A 19,059-nucleotide genomic window follows, 5' to 3' on the forward strand; every position below is an offset into this window, starting at 1 on the left:
AACGGCGATGGATGTAGTAAACGCGACGGGCGAGGACAGGCTTGAGGGGCTGCGCATGCTGGTCGGAAGCGCCGCAGGCGTTGCTGCGCGCGATGGCGATCTCAAGGCTGTTCGACAGCTGCGCTTTGGCAGGCCGGGGCTGGACCGAGGCCGCTGGAGCGAGATCTCCGCGATGGGTTGGCTTGGACTTCGGCTGCCGGAAGCGGCGGGCGGGGCCGGTCTCGGCATGGCCGAATATGCGGCGCTCACCGGCGAGGTCGGCGCGGCGTTGCTGCCCGAACCGTTCATCGAGGCCCAGCTTGCGCTTGATCTCATGGGCAAGGACGCACCTGCCGAAGCGTTGAGCGGTGACAGGCTCATCTTGCCGGCCTGGCTTGATGCCCCCGATGGCCTCACGATCGCCGGAGACATCACCGAGGCCGAGGGGCGGATCTCGGGAAGACGGCGTTTCGTGCCCATGGCCGCCGCCGCCGATGCGTTTCTTGTCGTTTCGAGTGAAGCCTGCTGGTTGATCGACGCGAAAGCCGCGGGCCTGTCGCTTGAAATTGAAGACACCGTCGATGGCGGTCACACGGCGACCCTGATCCTCGATGGGGTCGAGGCGGACCGGTTGTCCGCGCCCGATGCGAAGGCCCTTGAAGCGGCGGCCCTAGCCACGGCGTCGGCCTTGCTTGGGATCATGGAGCGCGCCTTTGCCATCACGCTTGACTACCTCAAGACACGCGTCCAGTTCGGCCAACCTATCGGCCATTTCCAGGCACTGCAGCACAGGGCTGTGGATATGGAAATCGAGATTGGCCTGACGCGGGCGGTGCTGCACGATGCCATCGAGGCCTTCGATGCGGGCGACGACTGCCGTCGTATCACCTCCAGAGCGAAGGCGCGGGCGGCCGATGCCGCCATGCTGGTCACCAGAGAGGCGGTGCAGTTGCACGGTGCCATCGGTTACACCGACGAGGCCGATATCGGGTTGTTCCTGCGCCGCGCCATGGTGCTGGCGCCGCGCTACGGCAGTGCCGGCTTCCATCGCCAACGCTACGGCAGCCTGACGGAGGGGCGGCCATGAGCGGGATCACAGCGGCTTTTTTCGGAAGCGCACCCGCTTCCAGGGGAGAACGAAATGACAGCCACCGCTAGCCTGACGGCACCTCAGCCGCATGCGGATCTGAACCTGCTTTCGGATACCGACTTTCGCGCTGCGGTGCGTGGTTGGATCGCTACCAACTATCCGCAGGACCTGCGCAGTCCTCCCAAGCGGTTGCACGCTGCAGAAGCCATGCCATGGTACAAGATACTGTCGCAGCAGGGCTGGCTGGCACCCGGCTGGCCGCGCGAATATGGCGGGATGGGACTGACGCCCTCGAAGCTGCTGATCCTGATCGAGGAAATGGAGCGCTATGGTTGTGCGAGACTGCCCGATACCGGAGTGACCATGGTCGGTCCTCTCCTGATCGCGCATGGAACCGATGCGCAGCGCGCCTACCATCTGCCGAAGATCCTCTCGGGCGAAGTCATCTGGTGTCAAGGCTACAGCGAACCCAATGCCGGCTCCGACCTGGCGGCGCTGCGGACCTCTGCCGTGCGCGAAGGCGATCAGTGGGTGATCAATGGCCAGAAGGTCTGGACGACGCTGGGCATGGACGCACAATGGATTTTCGTGCTTGCCCGCACGAATCCTCAGGCCGCCAAGCAAAAGGGCATAAGCTTCTTCCTGGTGCCGATGGATACGCCCGGCGTGACGGTCCGTTCGATCATCAACATCGACCTGCATGACGAATTTGCCGAGGTCTTCTTCGATGATGTCCGCATTCCCGCCGACGCGATTGTCGGCGCGGTGAACGAGGGTTGGACCATCGCCAAGAACCTCCTTGGCTTCGAACGCCTGTTCCTGGGCTCGCCAAAGCAATCGGAAGGCGCGCTCGACCATCTTGAGCGGCTTTGCGACCATCTGGGAAAGAGGGGCGACTATGCATCGCTCCTCAACGGATTGCGCATGGAGCTCGAGGACCACAAGTCCTTCTACACGACCTTCGCAGACAAGGTGCGACGTGGCGATACGCTGGGTCCCGACGTTTCCATGCTGAAGATCAACCAATCCGCGCTCTACCAGAAGATCGCAGACCGCATCATGGACGTTGCCGGGGAACTGGGAACGCTTGCCGGGCAAGTGCCCGACGCGCCGACGCTCTATCCGGGCAGCGTCTTCCTTCAGGCGCGTCCGACATCGATCTATGGCGGGTCATCCGAAATTCAACGCAACATTGTTGCCAGGCAAGTGCTCGGTCTCGGCCGATAAAGCGCCTATTCAAGGAGGAAGTACGAAATGACAGTGGGTTTGGGGCTTGAGGGCAAGGTTGCGGTCGTCACCGGGGCGGGCGGCGGGATCGGGCGCGGCATCGCGCTGGAATTCGCCAAGGCGGGTGCCCGCGTGGTAATCAACGATATTGGCGTCTCACTGGGAGGAAGCGGCGAGCGTTCCAGCGCACCCGCCGAGGAAACCCGTGCGATGATCGAGCAGATCGGCGGGCAGGCGATCATCTCGAGCGAAAGCGTGTCTGAATGGAATGCCGCGCGCCGCACCATCGAGATGGCGATGGACAGTTTTGGACAGGTGGATGTGGTGGTCAACAATGCCGGCATCCTTCGGGACGTCATCTTCCACAAGATGGACCCGTCCGATTGGGAAGCGGTGATCAACGTCCACCTGAACGGCAGCTTCTACATGAGCCGTGCGGCGGCCGAGCCGTTCCGGGCCCAGGGCAGCGGCGCGTTCGTGCATATGACCAGCACCTCGGGGCTGATCGGCAATTTCGGCCAGGCGAATTACTCCGCAGCCAAGCTCGGCATCGTCGGCCTTTCGAAATCAATCGCCCTGGACATGAGCCGGTTCGGCGTGCGCTCGAACTGCGTCGCGCCCTTCGCCTGGAGCCGGATGACCAGCTCCATCCCGGCAACGACACCGGAAGAGCAGGCGCGTGTCGAGCGCATGAAGCGCATGACACCGGAAACCAACGCGCCGCTCGTCGTCTTCCTGGCGTCGGCGGCGGCGGCGGCGGCGGGTGTTACCGGGCAGGTTTTCGCGGCGCGCCTCAACGAGCTGTTCCTGTTCAACGCCATGCGACCGATCCGCAGCGTCCAGTCGGGAGATGGCTGGACGCCGGCCCTGATTGCAGAACGCGCCCTACCAGCCTTCCAGGCGGGTTTCACCCCGCTGGAGCGTTCGGGCGACGTCTTCTCTTGGGATCCGATCTGAGGTGCCAGGGGGAAACAACCAGCGGGCTTTTCCCGGATCTTGTTGAAGTGACGGCCCCGAAGACAGGTGACACGTGAGCTTATCAAGCAGGATACTTTCATCGACGCCGGCAACATCGGTCCGGCAGACTATTTTTCGATGATAGAGCGAGACCAGAGCATTCGCGGGGGCAGCTATGGCGGCGATCTGCTCGTCGATCATTGCGCCGGATCGCCGCTGCGGATGTTCTTTCCGGTCAGCGTTGTTCGCAAACTGATCGCCGAGGATTTCGACGATAGCGGAACGGATCAGCGACAAGCCTGACACCTGATCGGCGGTGTGCAATTCCGGGGCGGCGTCTGCCAGTCTCCGGCCAAGGCGGAGTAAGCCGATCGCAGGGGGTCGTGAAGACGTCGCAGCGAAGGAGGGCAAGGAGCCGGACAGCCAACCAACTGGCTACGAATGAAAAGCCGACCCATTACGCCATCTAGGCATCCGTCACGCGCGGGTCCTCGTGGGTGCCGTAAAGATTGGCGGAAACGCGGTTCGTCGTATCCCGCAGTTCGCGGGCCAATGCGTCGAGTTCCGTCTTCGTCATCTGGCCCATGATGGCAATGCCGCTGATACCGAAGCGCGCCCGGCCCTCGTGATCAACGATGACGGCGGCCGCAATGTCGAGCCCCTGGAAGAGGTTCCCGTGGTCGAAGGCGTAACCCGTCAACTGGGCACGCTCCACGTCTGCGGCATACTCCTCGAAAGTCGGTGCGTTCTGCCAGCGTAGCGAGTTGAACCGGCGTTGCAGTTCCGATTTCGGCAGTCGGCGGGTCGCCGCGATGCAGCGGCCCACTGCGCCGGCAAGAGCCGGGAGGCGCGATCCGAGCGCCATGTCGACACGGACCGTCTTGCCTTCCACGACGCGATCCACAAGCACGATGCGGTCATGGGGCGTGACTTTCCACAGGCCGATTAACGCCCGGTGCCCGACCGAAAGCTGCTCCAGGACAGGGTGCAGCAGATCGATCTGGTTGGTGCCAAGCAGGGGAATGGAGAATTCGAGAAGGCCGAGTCCGGGTCTATATTCCTTAGTCGCCGGATTCATCGAAATCAGACCCTCATTCGCCAAGGTGCGCAGGATGTTGAACGTGGTCGAAACGTTGATGCCGGTTTCACGTGCAATTCGGGCGACACCCGACGCCGCGTGGTCATGGGACAGGAAACGCAAGATGGAAATGGCATTCTCGACTGCGCCGACAAACTTCTGAGCGCCGCGCGTCGTCTCGTTTGCCTTTTCCTCGCCGACGATCCCTTGCACCTCTTTCATGCCTCACTCCATTCGGCTTTTCAGCCTATCATAGAATGGCCAGGACGAATTCGAAAGTACGTTGTTCGCCTTGAACAATTCCCATACAGCCAAGTGGCGATAGCAGCTTATCGAGCCGGCCGCGCGAAGCCCATAGCCCCGAGGCCCACGAAGCCTATGGCTTGTGGCATCTGGGAAGTCCTTCGGGATTGGAATGGTCGGGACGCGCGGCAGCGACACATATCAGGCGACGTCGCCCGTATGCATTTCGAGTTTCGCGGCCAGTTTGTCCGCAACCTCGACCAACGGCGCGAGAAACTGATCGCGCGCCTCATCAGGTGTCATGGCGCGGCGCAGATACATGATGTTCATGGAGCCGAACACCTGCGCGTGCGTCCGGATCGGGACGCCGATGCTGAAAAACTGCGACTCGTAGTTTTCGCGCGAATAGCCATCGTCCATCGTGGCATAGCCCCGCGCCCGCACGGTTTCGAGCAGCGCTTCCAATGCATCCGGGGCGCGCGCGAGGGCGAATTCCGGTGCGGGATTCTTCTGCGCGCGCTCCAGGAAAGCTTGCCGTTCCTCTTCCGGGCAGAAGGCGAGATAGGACCGCCCGAGGCTGGTGTAAAGCATCGGTGCCCGATATCCGGGCTTGCGGAAAAAGCGCATCGGCTCGGTTTCCCGAGATGTCTCGACGACCAGCATTGCGTCCTCGTCGAAGATCGACACATCCGAAGGCCAACCAATGAATTGCCGGAACTGCGCCAGATCCTCTGACACAATTGACCCGATGGCCTGATGCCGGTTGTAGCCCGCGCTGAGTTGCAGGGTCTTACCGGTGACGCGGTAGGTCCGGTTGTCGCTGTCGCGCACAATATATCCGGCATGGGCCAGCGTGGTCAGCATTCGCACGATCGTTGCCTTGTCCAGCGTTGTCAGGCGGTGAATTTCACCGACAGTGGCCTTTCCGGCTGTCTTGCTGATCGCAGCCAGAACGTCTAGCACCCTCAGTGCCGCAATCACCGGTTGATAGGCCATATCAGTTACCCCCTAACATTGTCATTTCCCCAACCGGCGCTTCCACCGGTCGAGAATGAAGTGGATGTGTTAGCAAAAAATTCCCCCGTCCGCAGCCTCACCTAGCAGTCTTTGTGATCGGCGAACAGCCTGTCGAACCGGGTTGCATTTTGCATCAGGAGCGCTAAAGTTTAAATGAAATAGTGTTTCAGCTGGTGAAATCATTCGAATCAGGAGAGACCATGTCCAGAACTGCATTTGTCGGCCTTGGTGCCGTAGGCGGCGCGATGGCGTCTGGCGTCGCGCGGAAGCTTCTTGCGATCGCCGCTTATGACATCGCGCTGGCGGCGCTTGCCCGCGTGGGCTCAGTCTTCGTGTCGGCCTTCGGGCCAGTCTTCGTGTCGGCATCGAGCGGGTGGGTCTGAGCCATGGCCGAGGGTGATGCAATGGACAATTCGACATACTCCATGGTCCTTGAGACATCGGAGAAGCTTTTCGCCGGCTGCGGGGGCGACGGTTTCGACCCGGCGCTCTGGTCGGCTGCCGAAGAGGCGGGCTTTCCGCTTGCCTTGCTGCGCGAAGAGAACGGTGGATTCGGTTTCTCTGCCCGCGAAGCCTTTGCCCCCGTGCGGGTGGCGGCGGCCCGTGCCGTCGCCCTGCCGCTGGGCGAAACGCTGCTGGCCAACTGGGTGCTGTCGCAGGCCGGGCTGGGATCGCTCGACGGGCCTCTGGCGCTGGCTTGGGCCGGCGTGGAGGCGGTGCCATTCGGGCGTCATCTGCGCGCGGTCGTCCGCCTGTCCGAACTGGATGGCGGTGTCGGGCTGTCGCTGATCCATACCACCGCCGATCTTTGGAACCCGGGCACCAACCATGCGGGCGAAGCGCGTGATAGTCTGATCGTTCAGGAACCGACCGCGCCGCAGGCTCGTATCGCAATGTCCCCCGTGGCCTTGCGCGCGCTCATGTCAACCTTGCGCACCGTGCAGATGGCCGGCGCAATCGAGGCGGTTGCCGATATGTGCCTGCGCTATTGCAATGAGCGTGAACAATTCGGGCGCGCACTGGGAAAGTTTCAGGTCATCCAACACCAATTGGCCATTCTTGCGACCCAAAGTTGTGCCGCCACCGTTGCCGCCGACATGGCGCTGGCAGCTTTTGAGGCGCTCATGACACAAGGGGAAGAGGTTTTCGTTCTGACTGCGGCGGCGGCAAAGCTGCGCACGGCAGAGGCCGCGACGGCAGCCGCGTCAATCGCGCATCAGGTTCATGGGGCGATCGGCTTTAGCGAGGAATATTCCCTGCATCTGCTGACCCGCCGTCTGTGGGCGTGGCGCGACGAGGACGGATCTGAATCGCAATGGGCCGAATATCTGGCGAACTGGGCGCAAAACCAACCCGAGCGGGGTCTGTGGCCAGCACTGACCGCCTGCGACTTGGCAAAGGTGGCATGATGGCACTTCCGACATTTCCGCTTGAAACGACAACTCCGGCGCAGGCGGCGCTGAGGGATGATGTCCGCGCCTTTCTGGCCGAGGCGCTTTTGGATCTGCCAGCCCGCGAACGGGCACGATCCTGGACCGGGTTCGACGCAGATTTCAGCAAGAAACTGGGCGAACGTGGCTGGCTGGGCATGACCCTGCCGAAAGCATACGGCGGCCATGACCGCAGTGCCGTGGACCGGCATATCGTCGTCGAAGAACTGCTCGCGGCGGGGGCGCCCGTCGCGGCCCACTGGATCGCGGATCGCCAAAGCGCGCCCCTGATCCTGCGCCATGCCACCGAGGAACAGCGCCGGACCATCCTGCCGCGCATCGCTGCGGGAACCTGTTTCTTCGGCATAGGCATGAGCGAGGCGGGCAGCGGATCGGATCTGGCTGCCGCGCGGACACGGGCCGAAAAGACGGCTGATGGCTATGTCCTGAACGGAACCAAGCTGTGGACGACTTACGCGCACAAGGCGCATTACATGATCGTCTTTTGCCGCACGAGCCAGGCCGAAACCCGATACGGCGGCTTTAGTCAGGTTCTCGTGGACATGAGCCTTCCGGGGATTTCCGTCAGCCCGGTTCTGGACATCAGCGGTGAGCACCACTTCAACGAAGTGTCGTTTGACAATGTCGCGCTGCCCCCCGACGCCCTCTTGGGCAAGGAAGGCGACGGCTGGGCGCAAGTCATGTCGGAACTGGCGTTCGAGCGCAGCGGTCCGGACCGGTTCCTTTCATCCTTCGTGTTGGTGGATGAGCTGCTGCGCTGCGTCAGACGCATCCCTGGATCGGCAGAAACCGCCGATCTGGGTCGCATGGTCGCCCGGCTGATGGTGCTGCGGCAGATGTCGCTGTCGGTCGCCGGGCGTCTGGCGCGGGGCGAACAGCCGGTTCTGGCGGCTGCAATCGTCAAGGATCTCGGTGCGTTGTTCGAACAGGACGTGCCGGAAATCGCGCGGCGCGTTCTGCGCGAAGATGCGTCTGACCCCGAATATGCGGCGGTGTTTCGGCGCATCCTGCTCGCCGCCCCCAGTTTTTCGCTACGGGGAGGAACCCGCGAAATCCTGCGTGGAATCATTGCCCGTGGCCTCGGGCTACGCTGAAGAAAAGGGAAGAGAACATGACACTTGTAACGACAAAGCGTGACGCGGCGGGCATTGTGACCATGACGCTCAACGCGCCGGCAACCCGCAACGCCATTTCGGAATTACCGATGATCGAGGCGATTCTTGCCGCGCTGACCGAAGTGCAGGCTGATCCGGAGGCCCGGGTGATTGTGCTGACGGGGGCGGGGCCCGTCTTTTCCTCGGGCGGGAACATCAAGTCGATGTCGCCGGGGCAAGGGCTGGTGGACAAGGTTCCGGCGATCACGCGGCGCAACTACCGGGCCGGGATTCAACGGCTGCCGCTTGCCTTCGAGGATTGCGACCTGCCCATCGTCGCCGCGGTCAATGGCCCCGCAGTCGGTGCCGGTTGTGATCTGACATTGATGTGCGACCTGCGCATCGCCGGCGCGTCTGCGACGTTCGCCGAAAGTTTTGTCCGCATCGGCATCGTGCCGGGCGATGGCGGCGCGTGGCTGCTGCCGCGCGTTGTGGGCTTTGCGCGCGCCTCGGAAATGGCGCTGACCGGCGACACGATTGATGCGCAAACCGCGCTGAGCTATGGGCTGGTCAGCCGCGTGGTTCCGGACGACGCGCTGATGACCGAGGCGCGCGCCATTGCCGGACGCATTGCCGCCAATCCGCCTCACGCCGTGCGCATGACCCGCCGGCTGCTGCGTCAGGCCTATAACCGTGATCTGTCCGTCACGCTGGAGCTGTCATCGGCCATGCAGGCCCTTGCACATGAAACAGATGACTACACCAGGGCGCTTGCGGCCATGCGCGCGCGCATCGAGAAATCCAGATCATGACCGGCGCGCTTGACGGGATCCGGGTGCTCGATCTTTCTCGGGTTCTGGCGGGACCCTGGGCCACGCAGATTCTGGGCGATCTGGGGGCCGAGGTGATCAAGGTCGAACGACCCGGCGCGGGCGATGACACGCGCGCCTGGGGGCCGCCTTCGGCCGAGCTGGGCGGAGAGCAGTTTTCGGCCTATTACCTGACCTGCAACCGCAACAAGCAGTCAATCGCCATTGACATGGCCCTGCCCGAGGGGTCGGCGCTCATCAGGCGCATGGCCCGCGAGGCGGATATCCTGGTCGAGAATTTCAAGACCGGCGATCTGGCGCGTTACGGGCTGGACTATGACAGCTTGCGCGCGATCAATCCGCGGCTGATCTATTGTTCCGTTACAGGGTTCGGCCAGACCGGACCCTATGCCGGGCGCGGCGGCTATGATTTTCTGGTGCAGGGCATGGGCGGACTGATGAGCGTCACCGGCAAATCTGCCGACGACCCGGTGAAGGTCGGCTTGCCGGTCATAGATATCTTTACCGGCCTCTACGCCACCATCGCCATTCAGGCCGCCCTGCACCACCGCGAACGCTCCGGTGAAGGGCAGTACATCGATTGCGCCCTGCTGGATACATCTGTCGCCATTCTGGCCAATCAGGGGATGAACTGGCTTATCGGTGGCGTGACACCTCGCCCCATGGGCAATTCACATCCCAATGTCGTGCCCTACCGCGCCTTTGCGACGGCTGACGGGCATGTCATCGTTGCCGTGGGCAACGACAAACAGTTTGTTGCGCTGTGCCGGGTGCTGGGCCGGGCCGACCTGGCTGGACACCCCGACTATCTGACCAATGAACTGCGCAATCGCAACCGCGCGACGCTGGAGCCGGAACTTGAACGCGAGATCTCCGGCTGGAACAGCCCTGACCTTCTTGCCGCGATGGAGGCTGCCCGAGTGCCGGGCGGACCGATCAACCGCATCCCGGAGGTTTTTGCCGACCCGCAGGTGCAGGCGCGCGGCATGGTCGTGCCCGTCGCCACCCCTGCCGGACAGGACACGCCACAGGTCCGGTTTCCACCGATCATGACCGCCTCGCCTGCCACGATCCGGCGCGCACCACCGGCGCTTGGGGCTGATGGTTCGGCGATATTGCGTGGTCTGGGGCTCGACGACACTGAAATCCAGCGGCTTTCCGCGACGGGAGCAATCTCTTTGCCAGAGCCAAATCAAGGGAGGAAATGACAATGACTCACCCCACCTTCATCCTGAACGGAGAGGCCCGGGACACGGGAACCCTGGGAACGTTACCGTTGATGGACCCGGCGACCGAAACCGAAATCGCCCAAATCCCCAAAGCGGGCCGGGCCGAGGCGATCGAGGCGGCGCGACTTGCCGCCGAGGGCTTTGCCGAGTGGTCCGCCGTTTCACCCTTTGAACGAGGCAAGATCCTGCGCGCTGCCGCAGCGATCATGCGGGAACAGGCGGACGCCGCCGCCGCCGACATGACCCGTGAGCAGGGCAAGCCCCTGGCGCAGGCGCGGGGCGAATGGATGATTTCCGCCGACACTCTGGATTGGTGCGCCGAAGAGGGTCGCCGCACCTATGGCCGCCTTGTCCCGTCGCGGACGGAAAACATGACATGGGCCGTGCATCAACGGCCCGTCGGGCCGGTCGCGGCCTTTACACCCTGGAACTTCCCCGCCTTCACGGTGATGCAGAAACTTGCGCCGGCGCTGGCGGCGGGCTGTTCCGTGGTCCTGAAGCCGGCGGAGGAAACGCCGATGACGGCCTGGCGCATCTGCCGGGCGCTGCTTGACGCGGGATTGCCGCCCAAGGCCATCGGGTTGATCTGGGGCGATCCGGCGGAAATTTCCGACACGCTGATCAAGGCGCCGGAGATCCGCAAGATTTCCCTGACCGGGTCCATCCGCGTCGGGCGTCTGCTCGCCAGCGCCGCCGGCCATGAACTCAAGAAAGTCACCATGGAACTGGGCGGCCACGCACCGGTGATCGTTGCCCGCGATGCCGATCTGTCCCAGTTGGTTCCGCTGGCGGCAGAGTGGAAGTTCCGAAATGCGGGGCAGGTCTGCGTTTCGCCAACGCGGTTTCTGGTCGAGGCCCCTCTCTATGACGACTTCGTTTCAGGTATGGCCGAAGCGGCTGGGAAAATCACTGTCGGCAACGGGGCAGACCCGAAGACAGCCATGGGGCCGCTGACAACCCCAGCGCAGATGACCAAAGTGCAAGAGCTGTACGATGACGCCGTGTCCAAGGGCGCTCGCGTCGCTGCGGGCGGTGCACGGATCGGAAATCAGGGCTGGTTCTTTGCCCCCACCGTACTGGCGGACATGACGGCCGACATGCGCGCCATGAACGAAGAGCCCTTCGGCCCGCTGGCTCTGGTGGCAAAGGTTGAAGATATTGACGCCGCGCTGGCAGAAGCGAATCGGATGCCGGTCGGACTCGCGTCCTATGCCTTCACCGGAGATTCGCTAACGCGGCATCGCATCGTTTCCGGCATCAAGGCCGGGATGCTGGGCGTCAATCATTTCGCCCTGGCGATGCCCGAGACACCTTTCGGTGGTGTGCTTGACAGCGGAATGGGGTCGGAAGGGGGGATGGAAGGCATAGGCGCTTACCTGACACCGTTCCTGGTCACCGCACGGGAATCATGATGCAACCCTGAGAAGGTTTCGAAAGTCTTCGGAAATCAATGTCAAAAGGCCCGCCCCATCCAGATTGGGGCGGGCATCGCAGCAAGATCATGCTTCAGGCGTCTCTTGCACAAATGCGCTGACGGCGGGCGTTGAAAGTCCAGCCACGCCGCACCCCCTCACGAGCATTGCAATGGCCTGGTTTGCGGCGCCCGGCACCTCGCGCGCACATCATCAGTCGCTCGGCATCGCGTGCTCGTCGCACATTTGTTCCCGGTTCGGGGATAGGCGACAGGCCTCGATCTTATGTAGCATTTCATTTGATGAAGTACAATTTCATTGACAGGGCGCCATTCGCCTATAAGCTTGAAAATGTCAAAATGGGGAGCCCCGCTGGCAGCTTTGGAGGAAAGCTGGGAGCGGGAAGGTGGACTGGGCCGTCGGTTGCTCAGGCGCATTGTCGCAGCAGGCCAGGGGGGCTGTCTCGGGGCGGTAATACCTGAGCGGAGGAGGAACGGTAGCATGGCAAACACTGAAATGAAGGTGGTGGATTGCGGTCCGCTTTCGCCGGAGAAGGCGAGCAGCGTTGCGCTCGCCGAAGGCGGGATCAGCACCCGGAGCACGGGTGTTTTCGGGGCCCTCGGCGTACATGGCGTCGCGCGCGATCACGCGGGCGGAATGACAGGCGGAATGATCTGTTTCCCCGATGCCGTGCACGTCACGCAGACCCATCAGGCCGGGGGCGCCACCCGCACCGGCCTTGGGCCTGTCCGCGAGGCTGCATAGCCTCCGCAACAGCGACGTCCGTCGCGCTCTTGTCAACTCCAGGCGAGGAATCCCCATCCGGGGACCGGCCATTTACCAACCAAGGGAAGGAAGTACGATATGCCAAGCAAGGAATCTGAAGCGCTCGCCGATCTCTACCGGTCGTGGGTCACCGCAATGACGGCCAAGCCCGACATGGAGCTTGAAGAAATCCGGCGTCTGTTCGGCCATTGGGGCGACGTGACCGCCGATCCGACGCGCGTCGACTACCAGGAGATCGCGGTCGAAGGGATCCCGGCGATGTGGGCGATCCCCCACGGTGCCGTGCATGATCGCGTTCTGCTTTGCTCGCATGGTGGCGGTTATGTCGTCGGCTCGATGTACTCCCACCGCAAGCTCTTTGGCCATATCGCCAAGGCGGTCGGCTGCCGGGCGCTGATCGTCGATTACCGGCGCTCCCCCGAGAATCCGCATCCCGGTCCTGTCAATGACATGGTCACCGCCTATCGCTGGTTGCTGGAGTGCGGGGGGTTGAAGCCGGAGCATATCGCGTTGACGGGCGACTCGGCCGGCGGCGCGCTTGCGCTCACCACAATCGCCGCCGCGCGGGAAAAGGGGTTGCCGCTTCCGGTGGCGACCATGCCGATGTCCCCCTGGGCCGGAATGGATCTCTCGGGCGAGACCTACGAAACGAACAAGGACAGGGATGCGCTGGTTTCGCGCGACACCACCAGGAACCTGGGCAGTCTTTTCATCGGTGAGAAGGGCGATCCGAAGGATCCTTTGGCAAATCCGCTTTACACCGACTATTCGAAATTCCCGCCGATATACCTCACGGTCGGAGACGCCGAGACTCTTCTCGACGACAGCCGGCGCATAGCGGAGCGGGCGAAGGAAGCGGGCGCGGACGTCAAGATCGATGTTTTCCCCGACATGCAGCATGTCTTCCAGTTTCTCGCGGGAACCGCGCCTGAAGCCGACGATGCAATCAAGCGCATGGCCGAGTGGGTTCGTCCGAAGCTTGGTCTGAGCTGAGTCGCATAGGGAAGATTGTACCAATCGCGCGATCCGGGCGAAGACGATTCGTCCGGGCGCCACGAAAATCATGGGAGGACGCAAATGAACATTGCCGAAAAAGTGCACTCGAACACGAAGCTCGAAATGGGCGAGGGCGAGTTGGACGTTGTCGTGGTAGGCGCCGGCTTCGCTGGTTTGTATCAACTTCACAAGCTTCGCGAGAAGGGCTTCAAAGTGAAGCTCCTCGAGGCTGGTTCGGATATCGGCGGCATCTGGCACTGGAACCGCTATCCCGGCGCGCGCGTGGATAGCCACGGGGCGCTTTATCAGTACTCGGATCCCGCGTTGTGGAAAGACTGGGCGTTCAAGGAACTCTATCCGGATTGGCAGGAACTCCGCGAGTATTTCGACCATGTCGATTCAAGGTGGGATCTGCGCAAGGACGTCATGCTCGACACGCGCGTGACCGGCGCCGAGTTCGACGAGACCAGCCGCAAATGGACGATCCACACCGAGGGCGGTCGGGATTTCGTGGCGCGCTTCTTCGTCCTCTGCACCGGATTCGCGGCCAAACCATATATTCCGGCTTTCAAGGGGCTCGAGAGCTTCAGGGGCGAGACCCATCATACCGGACTCTGGCCTCAGGAAGGCGCCGATCTGACCGGCAAGCGCGTCGCCGTGATCGGCATGGGCGCAAGCGGGGTTCAGGTCGTGCAGGAGACGGCCCCGGAATCCAGCCACCTGACGCATTTCGTTCGCACACCCTGCCTGGCCATTCCGATGTGGCAGCGAACGATGAGCGAAACCGACAACGAGGAGATGTGGCGCGACATGCCTGCCGACATGGCAGTGCGACTCAAGACGTTCGGCGGCTTCAACTACGATTTTTCCCCTTGGGGTGTCTTCGATATCGCGGACGAGGACCGTGAAGAAGTATTCGAGCGCATCTGGCAGCGCGGTGGCTTCTGGTGGTGGCTGAACAACTTCAAGGACGTTATCTTCGACGAGAAGTCCAACCGCGCACAGTATGACTTCTGGCGCAAGAAGGTTCTGGCGCGGATCAAGGATCCCAGGCTTGCCGAGATCTACGCACCGAAAGAGCCGCCGCATCCCTACGGCGTCAAGCGTCCGTCGCTGGAGCAGAACTTCTATGAAGTCGTACAACGGGACAATGTCGATGTGGTCGATCTGAAGCGCGAGACAATCGAGTGCTTCACCGAGAAGGGGATCAAGACCAGCGAACGCGAGTACGAGTTCGACGTGATCGTCCTGGCGACAGGTTTCGATGCGGTGTCCGGCGGCTTGACCTCGCTGGACATAAAGGGGGTTGACGGCCGCACGATTGGCGAGAAGTGGAGCGATGGCGTGCGCACCCAGCTGGGAATGGCCACGAAGGGGTTCCCGAACCTGTTCTTCCTCTACGGCCCGCAAAGCCCGAGCGGCTTTTGCAATGGTCCCACCTGCGCCGAGGCACAGGGAGGCGTGATGGTCAAGATCCTTGAAAATCTGCGTGCCGAAGACGTGACCCGGATCGAGGCTCAATCCGACGCCGAGGAAGCATGGCGCAAGTTCTGTCTGGAGGTGGCCGACATGACGCTCTTCCCCAAGGCCAACTCCTGGTACATGGGCGCGAACATCCCCGGCAAGCCGCGTGAACTGCTCATGTATCCGGCAGGGCTGCCCTCGTATCTCGAGGCATGCGAGAAGTCGATCGCAGAGGGGCTCTCGGGTTTCCAAAAAGCTTGATGGACGGGTGTCTGGCAAATGGTAGGTAGACACACAGCGCCACCAGGGTTCGACGGCTAAATGGCCGCGCGGCCCTTGGGAGACTGGGCGACCGCCTTGAACTTCGAGAGACGACTTCGGGACCGGTCGGTTCCGATGCCCGAGCACAGTAAAACACAAAAGCGAAGGAGAAGAGATTATGCGTCTCGCAAACAAACTTACGGTCATCACCGCCGCCGCATCCGGCATGGGCAAGGCCGCCGTGGAACTTTTTTCGAAAGAGGGCGCGCGCGTTGCGGCGATCGACCTCAATGAGGAAGGACTGGCTTCGCTCAAGGCGGAGATGAAGGAGAAAGGCTTCGACATCATCACCATCGCCGCCGACCTTTCGACGGAAAGCGGCGCACGCGACAGCCTTAACGCCGCCGTCAAGGCGTTGGGCGGCCTTGATGTTCTCTGGGCTCATGCGGGGATACCCGGACCGGGCGGCATCGAACAAGTGGATATGGCAGCGTTTCGCAAGTCGCTCGCCGTAAATGTCGAAGCCGCAGTCATTGCCGCCGGCGAGGCGGTGGGCCACATGCGTCAACGCGGGGGCGGGTCAATCATTTTCACGAGCTCGATATCCGGACTCGTGGGGTCGATGTGGAGCCCACTCTACTCCGCAGCCAAATTCGCTGTCGTCGGCCTGACCAAATCCCTCTGCCAGACCTACGCCCTCGACAATGTGCGCGTGAACGCGATCTGTCCCGGTCTGACGGAGACGCCGATGGCCTTCGAATTCACCAGCCGGAAGGGTGATCCGAAGGAGGCCGCCAGAAACAAGGAAATGATGGTCAATTCCGTGCCGTTGAAACGGCTCGGTCGTCCCGAAGACATGGCGCAGGCCGCCCTCTGGCTGGCCTCGGACGACTCTGCCTACGTCACAGGCGTCGCTCTTCCCGTGGACGGGGGTTTCACCGCAAAATAACGATCCTGCGCGTGCGTTGCAGCGAAGCGGGGGCGAAACGGCGCTCGACAAGATTGGCGGCGGCCAGGGAAGCAACAGATGCCGTGGTCGGGTCTGTCGTTTGGAACCGCCGCGAGACAACCATACTGGTCGCAAGATGTGCTCAGCATCCGCCTTTGCCGTTCGTGCAAGGGGTCTGACACCCAAATCCGCTTGATCAAGACGGATACTGCAGGCCGGCATCGTGATCGACGCGCAGGAATTGGCGGCCACCGACTGATCGAACATGGGGGTGCCGGGGAGGGCACCTCTTCCCTGAGGGAGGAAAACATGAACAATCTGATACCACCAGACCTGATCCCGCAGTGGATACCCGGAAACAGGACGCTCGACAGCACATGCCTCGGCTGGAAAGGCATCACGCTGATGGGCTACCAATACGATGAGCAGGAAGCGGACATCCCCGAGATGCGCGACTACATGATCGTCGTCTACCAGGGCGGGAAATCGACCATGCGGCGACGCAGCGGCGGCCCCTGGCAAACGGCGACCGTGGAGCGCGGCGTCGTGTCCCTGCTGGCGCGGGCCGAGCAGTCGACCTGGCATTGGGACAAGCCGATCGACGTGAAGCATATCTATTTCAGCCACGACTCCCTTGCCGAGACCGCGGCACAGGTTTTCGAGCGCGAGCCGACATCGATCGAGATCGACGATCACCTCCGCCGCGTCGATACGGTCATTCCGCAGTGCCTTCAGGTTCTCGAGGATGAGATGGCGCATGGTGGTCCTGGTCAGAAGCTTCTGGTCGACGCCGTCCGAACCCAGATCGCCGTTCATCTGTTGCGCCGGTTCGCGAGGGTCGATCTCCCGAACGTGAATCCCGCCGTCTTCAGCGCACGGCAGAGACACAGGATTCTCGAATTTGTCGAGGAACATCTATGTGAGAACTTCGGTCTGGAAAGCCTGGCAAGCACGGTCGCGCTGAGCCCTTTCCACTTTTCCAGGCAGTTCAAGGCCGAGTTTGGTCAGCCACCGCACTCTTTCATTGTCCGCAAGAGGATCGAACGTGCAAAGTCGATGTTGAGAAAGGGCAATATCGCGATGAAAGCGGTGGCCCTTGACTGCGGGTTTTCAGACCAAAGTCATTTCTGCCGGACCTTCCGCAAGATGGTTGGCGTCACGCCCGCAGAATATCGGCGGTCTGCGTGACCTGAGGCAGGCTGCCTCCAGGTCGACCCCCAACATTCGACTGTAGGGCACCTCGATTTATCACGGTTTTCTGCTGTTCCGGGCCGGTTCGGCGGGTTGAAGCGCGCATGAGGCGGCCGCGCGCGCCGTGGCCGTCCCGGGCTCTGCGGGTGGCATTCGCCGTTTTTGGAGAGATACCGTAATGGGCCCGGCGCGTATCTCAGCCGTTTTGCTTGATTACGGCGTAGTAGACAGGGTGTCGTTGCCCAATGACACGCATGAAGTGTGTCTGCGAGGCTTTGCCACAAGGTGCGCCTCAATTTCTACGAGCGAAGAGGACAACGACATGGAAATCTTTATCGGGCTGGACGTCTCTCTGGCAAGCACCGCTGTTTGCGTTCTTGGTGAACGCGGCAAGATATTGAAAGAAGCTGACGTAATCAGCGAGCCGGAAGCGCTGGTCTCGTTTTTTAAAGATCTGCCCTATGCAATCACCGGGATCGGCCTAGAAGCCGGGCCCTTGTCGCAATGGCTGCACAAAGGCATATCCGAGGCTGGGCAGCCGGTGGTCTTGATGGAAACGCGCCGGGTAAAGAAGGCACTGAACGCGTGCGCCATCAAGACTGATCGACGGGTCGCACAAGGCATCGCTCGTCTTCTGCAAATGGGCTGGTTCAGCGAAGTGCATTGCAAGTCGGTTCCAGCTCAAGAAACACGTGCGCTGCTAACGGCGCGCAAAGCGATACAGAATGCGCTGATAAACCTGGAACTGTCGGTGCGTGGTGTGTTGCGCAACTTTGGTCTGAAGATCGGGCCGGTCTCAAAAGTCCGCTACGATGTGCGTATCAGGGAACTGGCTGCTGGAAATACGATGCTGCAGGCTGCGGTCGACGATCCCACGCGCTTTCGGAGATCACGCGATATCGGTCCTTGGGTTGGACTGACTCCCGGTCGGGACGAATCCGGGGAGCGCTCCATTGCAGGCGCAATTACCAAGGCCGGGGATGCGGGGCTCCGAGCAGCGCTCTATAAGGCAGCCAACGTGATGGCATTGTTGCAGAAAGGCGGCTTGAGGCGTGAGTTCCCCTTTCCCCTTCGGGTTCAAGCCACGCGGACGATCTCGGCGGTGCCGAGGGCGTTGAAGCGGTTCATGAGTGCGATGCGGACGTGGATTTCGGCGGTGAAATCGACTGGTCAGGTCGTGTCTCCAAATGCGGTGACGGCGCGATGCGCGGACTGCAGTTCGAGGCGGCATCCTGCGTCATTCGTCAGGTCAAACGCCTCTCGGCCTTGAAAAGCTGGGCCGTGCGTCTCGCGGGACGGCGCGGGTTCCGCAAGGCGGCAGTGGCGACTGCACGCAAGATCGCCGTTCTCATGCTGACACTCTGGAAGAACGAAACCGAATATCAATGGGCGAAGGAGGCCGCTGCCTGATCTGAATTCGCGCCCCGGAAGCGGGGAGCGAAGTCCCGACGGGACGGAGGAAGATTGATCTCGCACAAACGGTTGGGCGCGGCCCCGTGCCGCTTACCCCGCAAACGACATTGGAGACGATCCGCCACCGAACACCATCATGAGGCGCGAAACCCGCGACCTCGGAGAGAACCATGACCCCGGACGGACAAACCGCTCACCCGCTTGACAAAGCCGCAGTCAGAGAACCGTTTGTGACATTCAGCGTTACGGAAGCTACGCGCAGGTCGCTATGCGAGACTGTGTGAAATTTTGTGCCCTGACGCGCTTTCTTACGCCATGGGGAAGCGGTCTTCGAACATGATGGCAAGTTGACTTCTGACAGCGTGCCATTCGCGCACGGCGCGCTTCCACTC

Annotated in this window: 17 protein-coding genes and 1 pseudogene; 16 read left to right on the forward strand and 2 right to left on the reverse strand. The window is 62.0% G+C overall.

Annotated elements, in window-relative coordinates; translation table 11 throughout:
- Positions 1 to 7: 7 nt before the first annotated feature.
- From ACSR1C_RS18380 to ACSR1C_RS18395, 4 genes are all read left to right on the forward strand, one after another.
- On the forward strand, positions 8 to 1,066 hold the full coding sequence (locus ACSR1C_RS18380) for an acyl-CoA dehydrogenase family protein (protein WP_054540658.1): 1,059 nt from the start codon (positions 8 to 10) through the stop codon (positions 1,064 to 1,066).
- A gap of 54 nt (positions 1,067 to 1,120) precedes the next feature.
- Complete coding sequence (locus ACSR1C_RS18385) at positions 1,121 to 2,296, forward strand: acyl-CoA dehydrogenase family protein (RefSeq protein ID WP_054540657.1); 1,176 nt, start codon at positions 1,121 to 1,123, stop codon at positions 2,294 to 2,296.
- A 27-nt stretch (positions 2,297 to 2,323) separates the two neighbouring features.
- Entirely contained in the window at positions 2,324 to 3,253 is a 930-nt protein-coding gene (locus ACSR1C_RS18390; protein ID WP_054540656.1) for an SDR family NAD(P)-dependent oxidoreductase, read from the forward strand.
- Between the two features lie 66 nt (positions 3,254 to 3,319).
- Positions 3,320 to 3,556, forward strand: a complete 237-nt coding sequence (locus ACSR1C_RS18395; protein WP_054540655.1) for a hypothetical protein — start codon at positions 3,320 to 3,322, stop codon at positions 3,554 to 3,556.
- 163 nt (positions 3,557 to 3,719) lie between these two features.
- Here ACSR1C_RS18395 and ACSR1C_RS18400 read toward each other — a convergent pair whose 3' ends face one another.
- Positions 3,720 to 4,553, reverse strand: a complete 834-nt coding sequence (locus ACSR1C_RS18400) for an IclR family transcriptional regulator (RefSeq protein WP_054540654.1) — start codon at positions 4,551 to 4,553, stop codon at positions 3,720 to 3,722.
- Positions 4,554 to 4,775: 222 nt separating this feature from the next.
- Positions 4,776 to 5,570, reverse strand: coding sequence for an IclR family transcriptional regulator domain-containing protein (locus ACSR1C_RS18405; protein WP_054540653.1), 795 nt, complete (start codon positions 5,568 to 5,570; stop codon positions 4,776 to 4,778).
- A gap of 221 nt (positions 5,571 to 5,791) precedes the next feature.
- Between ACSR1C_RS18405 and ACSR1C_RS18410 the strand changes: the two genes are divergently transcribed.
- The 12 genes and pseudogenes from ACSR1C_RS18410 to ACSR1C_RS18465 all read left to right on the forward strand — a co-directional run.
- Positions 5,792 to 5,974 carry a hypothetical protein gene (locus tag ACSR1C_RS18410; protein ID WP_054540652.1) on the forward strand — a complete coding sequence of 61 codons (183 nt, stop codon included), beginning with the start codon at positions 5,792 to 5,794 and terminating at the stop codon, positions 5,972 to 5,974.
- A 21-nt stretch (positions 5,975 to 5,995) separates the two neighbouring features.
- Positions 5,996 to 7,000: an acyl-CoA dehydrogenase family protein gene (locus tag ACSR1C_RS18415; protein ID WP_162231845.1), complete on the forward strand. Its 1,005-nt coding sequence runs from the start codon at positions 5,996 to 5,998 to the stop codon at positions 6,998 to 7,000.
- Positions 7,000 to 8,136: an acyl-CoA dehydrogenase family protein gene (locus tag ACSR1C_RS18420; protein ID WP_054540650.1), complete on the forward strand. Its 1,137-nt coding sequence runs from the start codon at positions 7,000 to 7,002 to the stop codon at positions 8,134 to 8,136. The genes ACSR1C_RS18415 and ACSR1C_RS18420 overlap by 1 nt, the downstream gene beginning before the upstream one ends.
- Positions 8,137 to 8,153: 17 nt before the next feature.
- Positions 8,154 to 8,948, forward strand: coding sequence for a crotonase/enoyl-CoA hydratase family protein (locus tag ACSR1C_RS18425; RefSeq protein ID WP_054540649.1), 795 nt, complete (start codon positions 8,154 to 8,156; stop codon positions 8,946 to 8,948).
- Positions 8,945 to 10,174, forward strand: a complete 1,230-nt coding sequence (locus tag ACSR1C_RS18430) for a CaiB/BaiF CoA transferase family protein (protein WP_054540648.1) — start codon at positions 8,945 to 8,947, stop codon at positions 10,172 to 10,174. Before ACSR1C_RS18425 ends, ACSR1C_RS18430 begins: the two co-directional genes overlap by 4 nt.
- 2 nt (positions 10,175 to 10,176) lie before the next feature.
- On the forward strand, positions 10,177 to 11,607 hold the full coding sequence (locus tag ACSR1C_RS18435; RefSeq protein WP_054540647.1) for an NAD-dependent succinate-semialdehyde dehydrogenase: 1,431 nt from the start codon (positions 10,177 to 10,179) through the stop codon (positions 11,605 to 11,607).
- Positions 11,608 to 12,108: 501 nt separating this feature from the next.
- A complete protein-coding gene (locus ACSR1C_RS18440; protein ID WP_054540646.1) occupies positions 12,109 to 12,372 on the forward strand; it encodes a hypothetical protein in 264 nt (87 codons plus the stop codon).
- Between the two features lie 99 nt (positions 12,373 to 12,471).
- Complete coding sequence (locus ACSR1C_RS18445) at positions 12,472 to 13,386, forward strand: alpha/beta hydrolase (protein WP_054540645.1); 915 nt, start codon at positions 12,472 to 12,474, stop codon at positions 13,384 to 13,386.
- A gap of 84 nt (positions 13,387 to 13,470) precedes the next feature.
- On the forward strand, positions 13,471 to 15,114 hold the full coding sequence (locus tag ACSR1C_RS18450; RefSeq protein ID WP_460260551.1) for a flavin-containing monooxygenase: 1,644 nt from the start codon (positions 13,471 to 13,473) through the stop codon (positions 15,112 to 15,114).
- A gap of 178 nt (positions 15,115 to 15,292) precedes the next feature.
- Positions 15,293 to 16,063, forward strand: a complete 771-nt coding sequence (locus ACSR1C_RS18455) for an SDR family NAD(P)-dependent oxidoreductase (RefSeq protein WP_054540643.1) — start codon at positions 15,293 to 15,295, stop codon at positions 16,061 to 16,063.
- 309 nt (positions 16,064 to 16,372) lie between these two features.
- On the forward strand, positions 16,373 to 17,251 hold the full coding sequence (locus ACSR1C_RS18460) for a helix-turn-helix domain-containing protein (RefSeq protein ID WP_054540642.1): 879 nt from the start codon (positions 16,373 to 16,375) through the stop codon (positions 17,249 to 17,251).
- Between the two features lie 325 nt (positions 17,252 to 17,576).
- Positions 17,577 to 18,278: pseudogene (locus ACSR1C_RS18465) on the forward strand (transposase); the annotation flags it as partial.
- Positions 18,279 to 19,059: the final 781 nt, after the last annotated feature.

This window comes from Actibacterium sp. D185-2 (assembly GCF_054954595.1).

Excerpts from the sequence above, each read along its gene's own strand:
- ACSR1C_RS18415 (WP_162231845.1), top strand. The coding sequence starts at position 5,996 with ATGGACAATTCGACATACTCCATGGTCCTTGAGACATCGGAGAAGCTT.
- ACSR1C_RS18445 (WP_054540645.1), top strand. The coding sequence starts at position 12,472 with ATGCCAAGCAAGGAATCTGAAGCGCTCGCCGATCTCTACCGGTCGTGG.
- ACSR1C_RS18430 (WP_054540648.1), top strand. The coding sequence starts at position 8,945 with ATGACCGGCGCGCTTGACGGGATCCGGGTGCTCGATCTTTCTCGGGTT.
- ACSR1C_RS18420 (WP_054540650.1), top strand. The coding sequence starts at position 7,000 with ATGGCACTTCCGACATTTCCGCTTGAAACGACAACTCCGGCGCAGGCG.
- ACSR1C_RS18380 (WP_054540658.1), top strand. The coding sequence starts at position 8 with ATGGATGTAGTAAACGCGACGGGCGAGGACAGGCTTGAGGGGCTGCGC.
- ACSR1C_RS18405 (WP_054540653.1), bottom strand. The coding sequence starts at position 5,570 with ATGGCCTATCAACCGGTGATTGCGGCACTGAGGGTGCTAGACGTTCTG.
- ACSR1C_RS18450 (WP_460260551.1), top strand. The coding sequence starts at position 13,471 with ATGAACATTGCCGAAAAAGTGCACTCGAACACGAAGCTCGAAATGGGC.
- ACSR1C_RS18390 (WP_054540656.1), top strand. The coding sequence starts at position 2,324 with ATGACAGTGGGTTTGGGGCTTGAGGGCAAGGTTGCGGTCGTCACCGGG.
- ACSR1C_RS18460 (WP_054540642.1), top strand. The coding sequence starts at position 16,373 with ATGAACAATCTGATACCACCAGACCTGATCCCGCAGTGGATACCCGGA.
- ACSR1C_RS18455 (WP_054540643.1), top strand. The coding sequence starts at position 15,293 with ATGCGTCTCGCAAACAAACTTACGGTCATCACCGCCGCCGCATCCGGC.
- ACSR1C_RS18440 (WP_054540646.1), top strand. The coding sequence starts at position 12,109 with ATGGCAAACACTGAAATGAAGGTGGTGGATTGCGGTCCGCTTTCGCCG.
- ACSR1C_RS18400 (WP_054540654.1), bottom strand. The coding sequence starts at position 4,553 with ATGAAAGAGGTGCAAGGGATCGTCGGCGAGGAAAAGGCAAACGAGACG.
- ACSR1C_RS18385 (WP_054540657.1), top strand. The coding sequence starts at position 1,121 with ATGACAGCCACCGCTAGCCTGACGGCACCTCAGCCGCATGCGGATCTG.
- ACSR1C_RS18425 (WP_054540649.1), top strand. The coding sequence starts at position 8,154 with ATGACACTTGTAACGACAAAGCGTGACGCGGCGGGCATTGTGACCATG.
- ACSR1C_RS18435 (WP_054540647.1), top strand. The coding sequence starts at position 10,177 with ATGACTCACCCCACCTTCATCCTGAACGGAGAGGCCCGGGACACGGGA.
- ACSR1C_RS18410 (WP_054540652.1), top strand. The coding sequence starts at position 5,792 with ATGTCCAGAACTGCATTTGTCGGCCTTGGTGCCGTAGGCGGCGCGATG.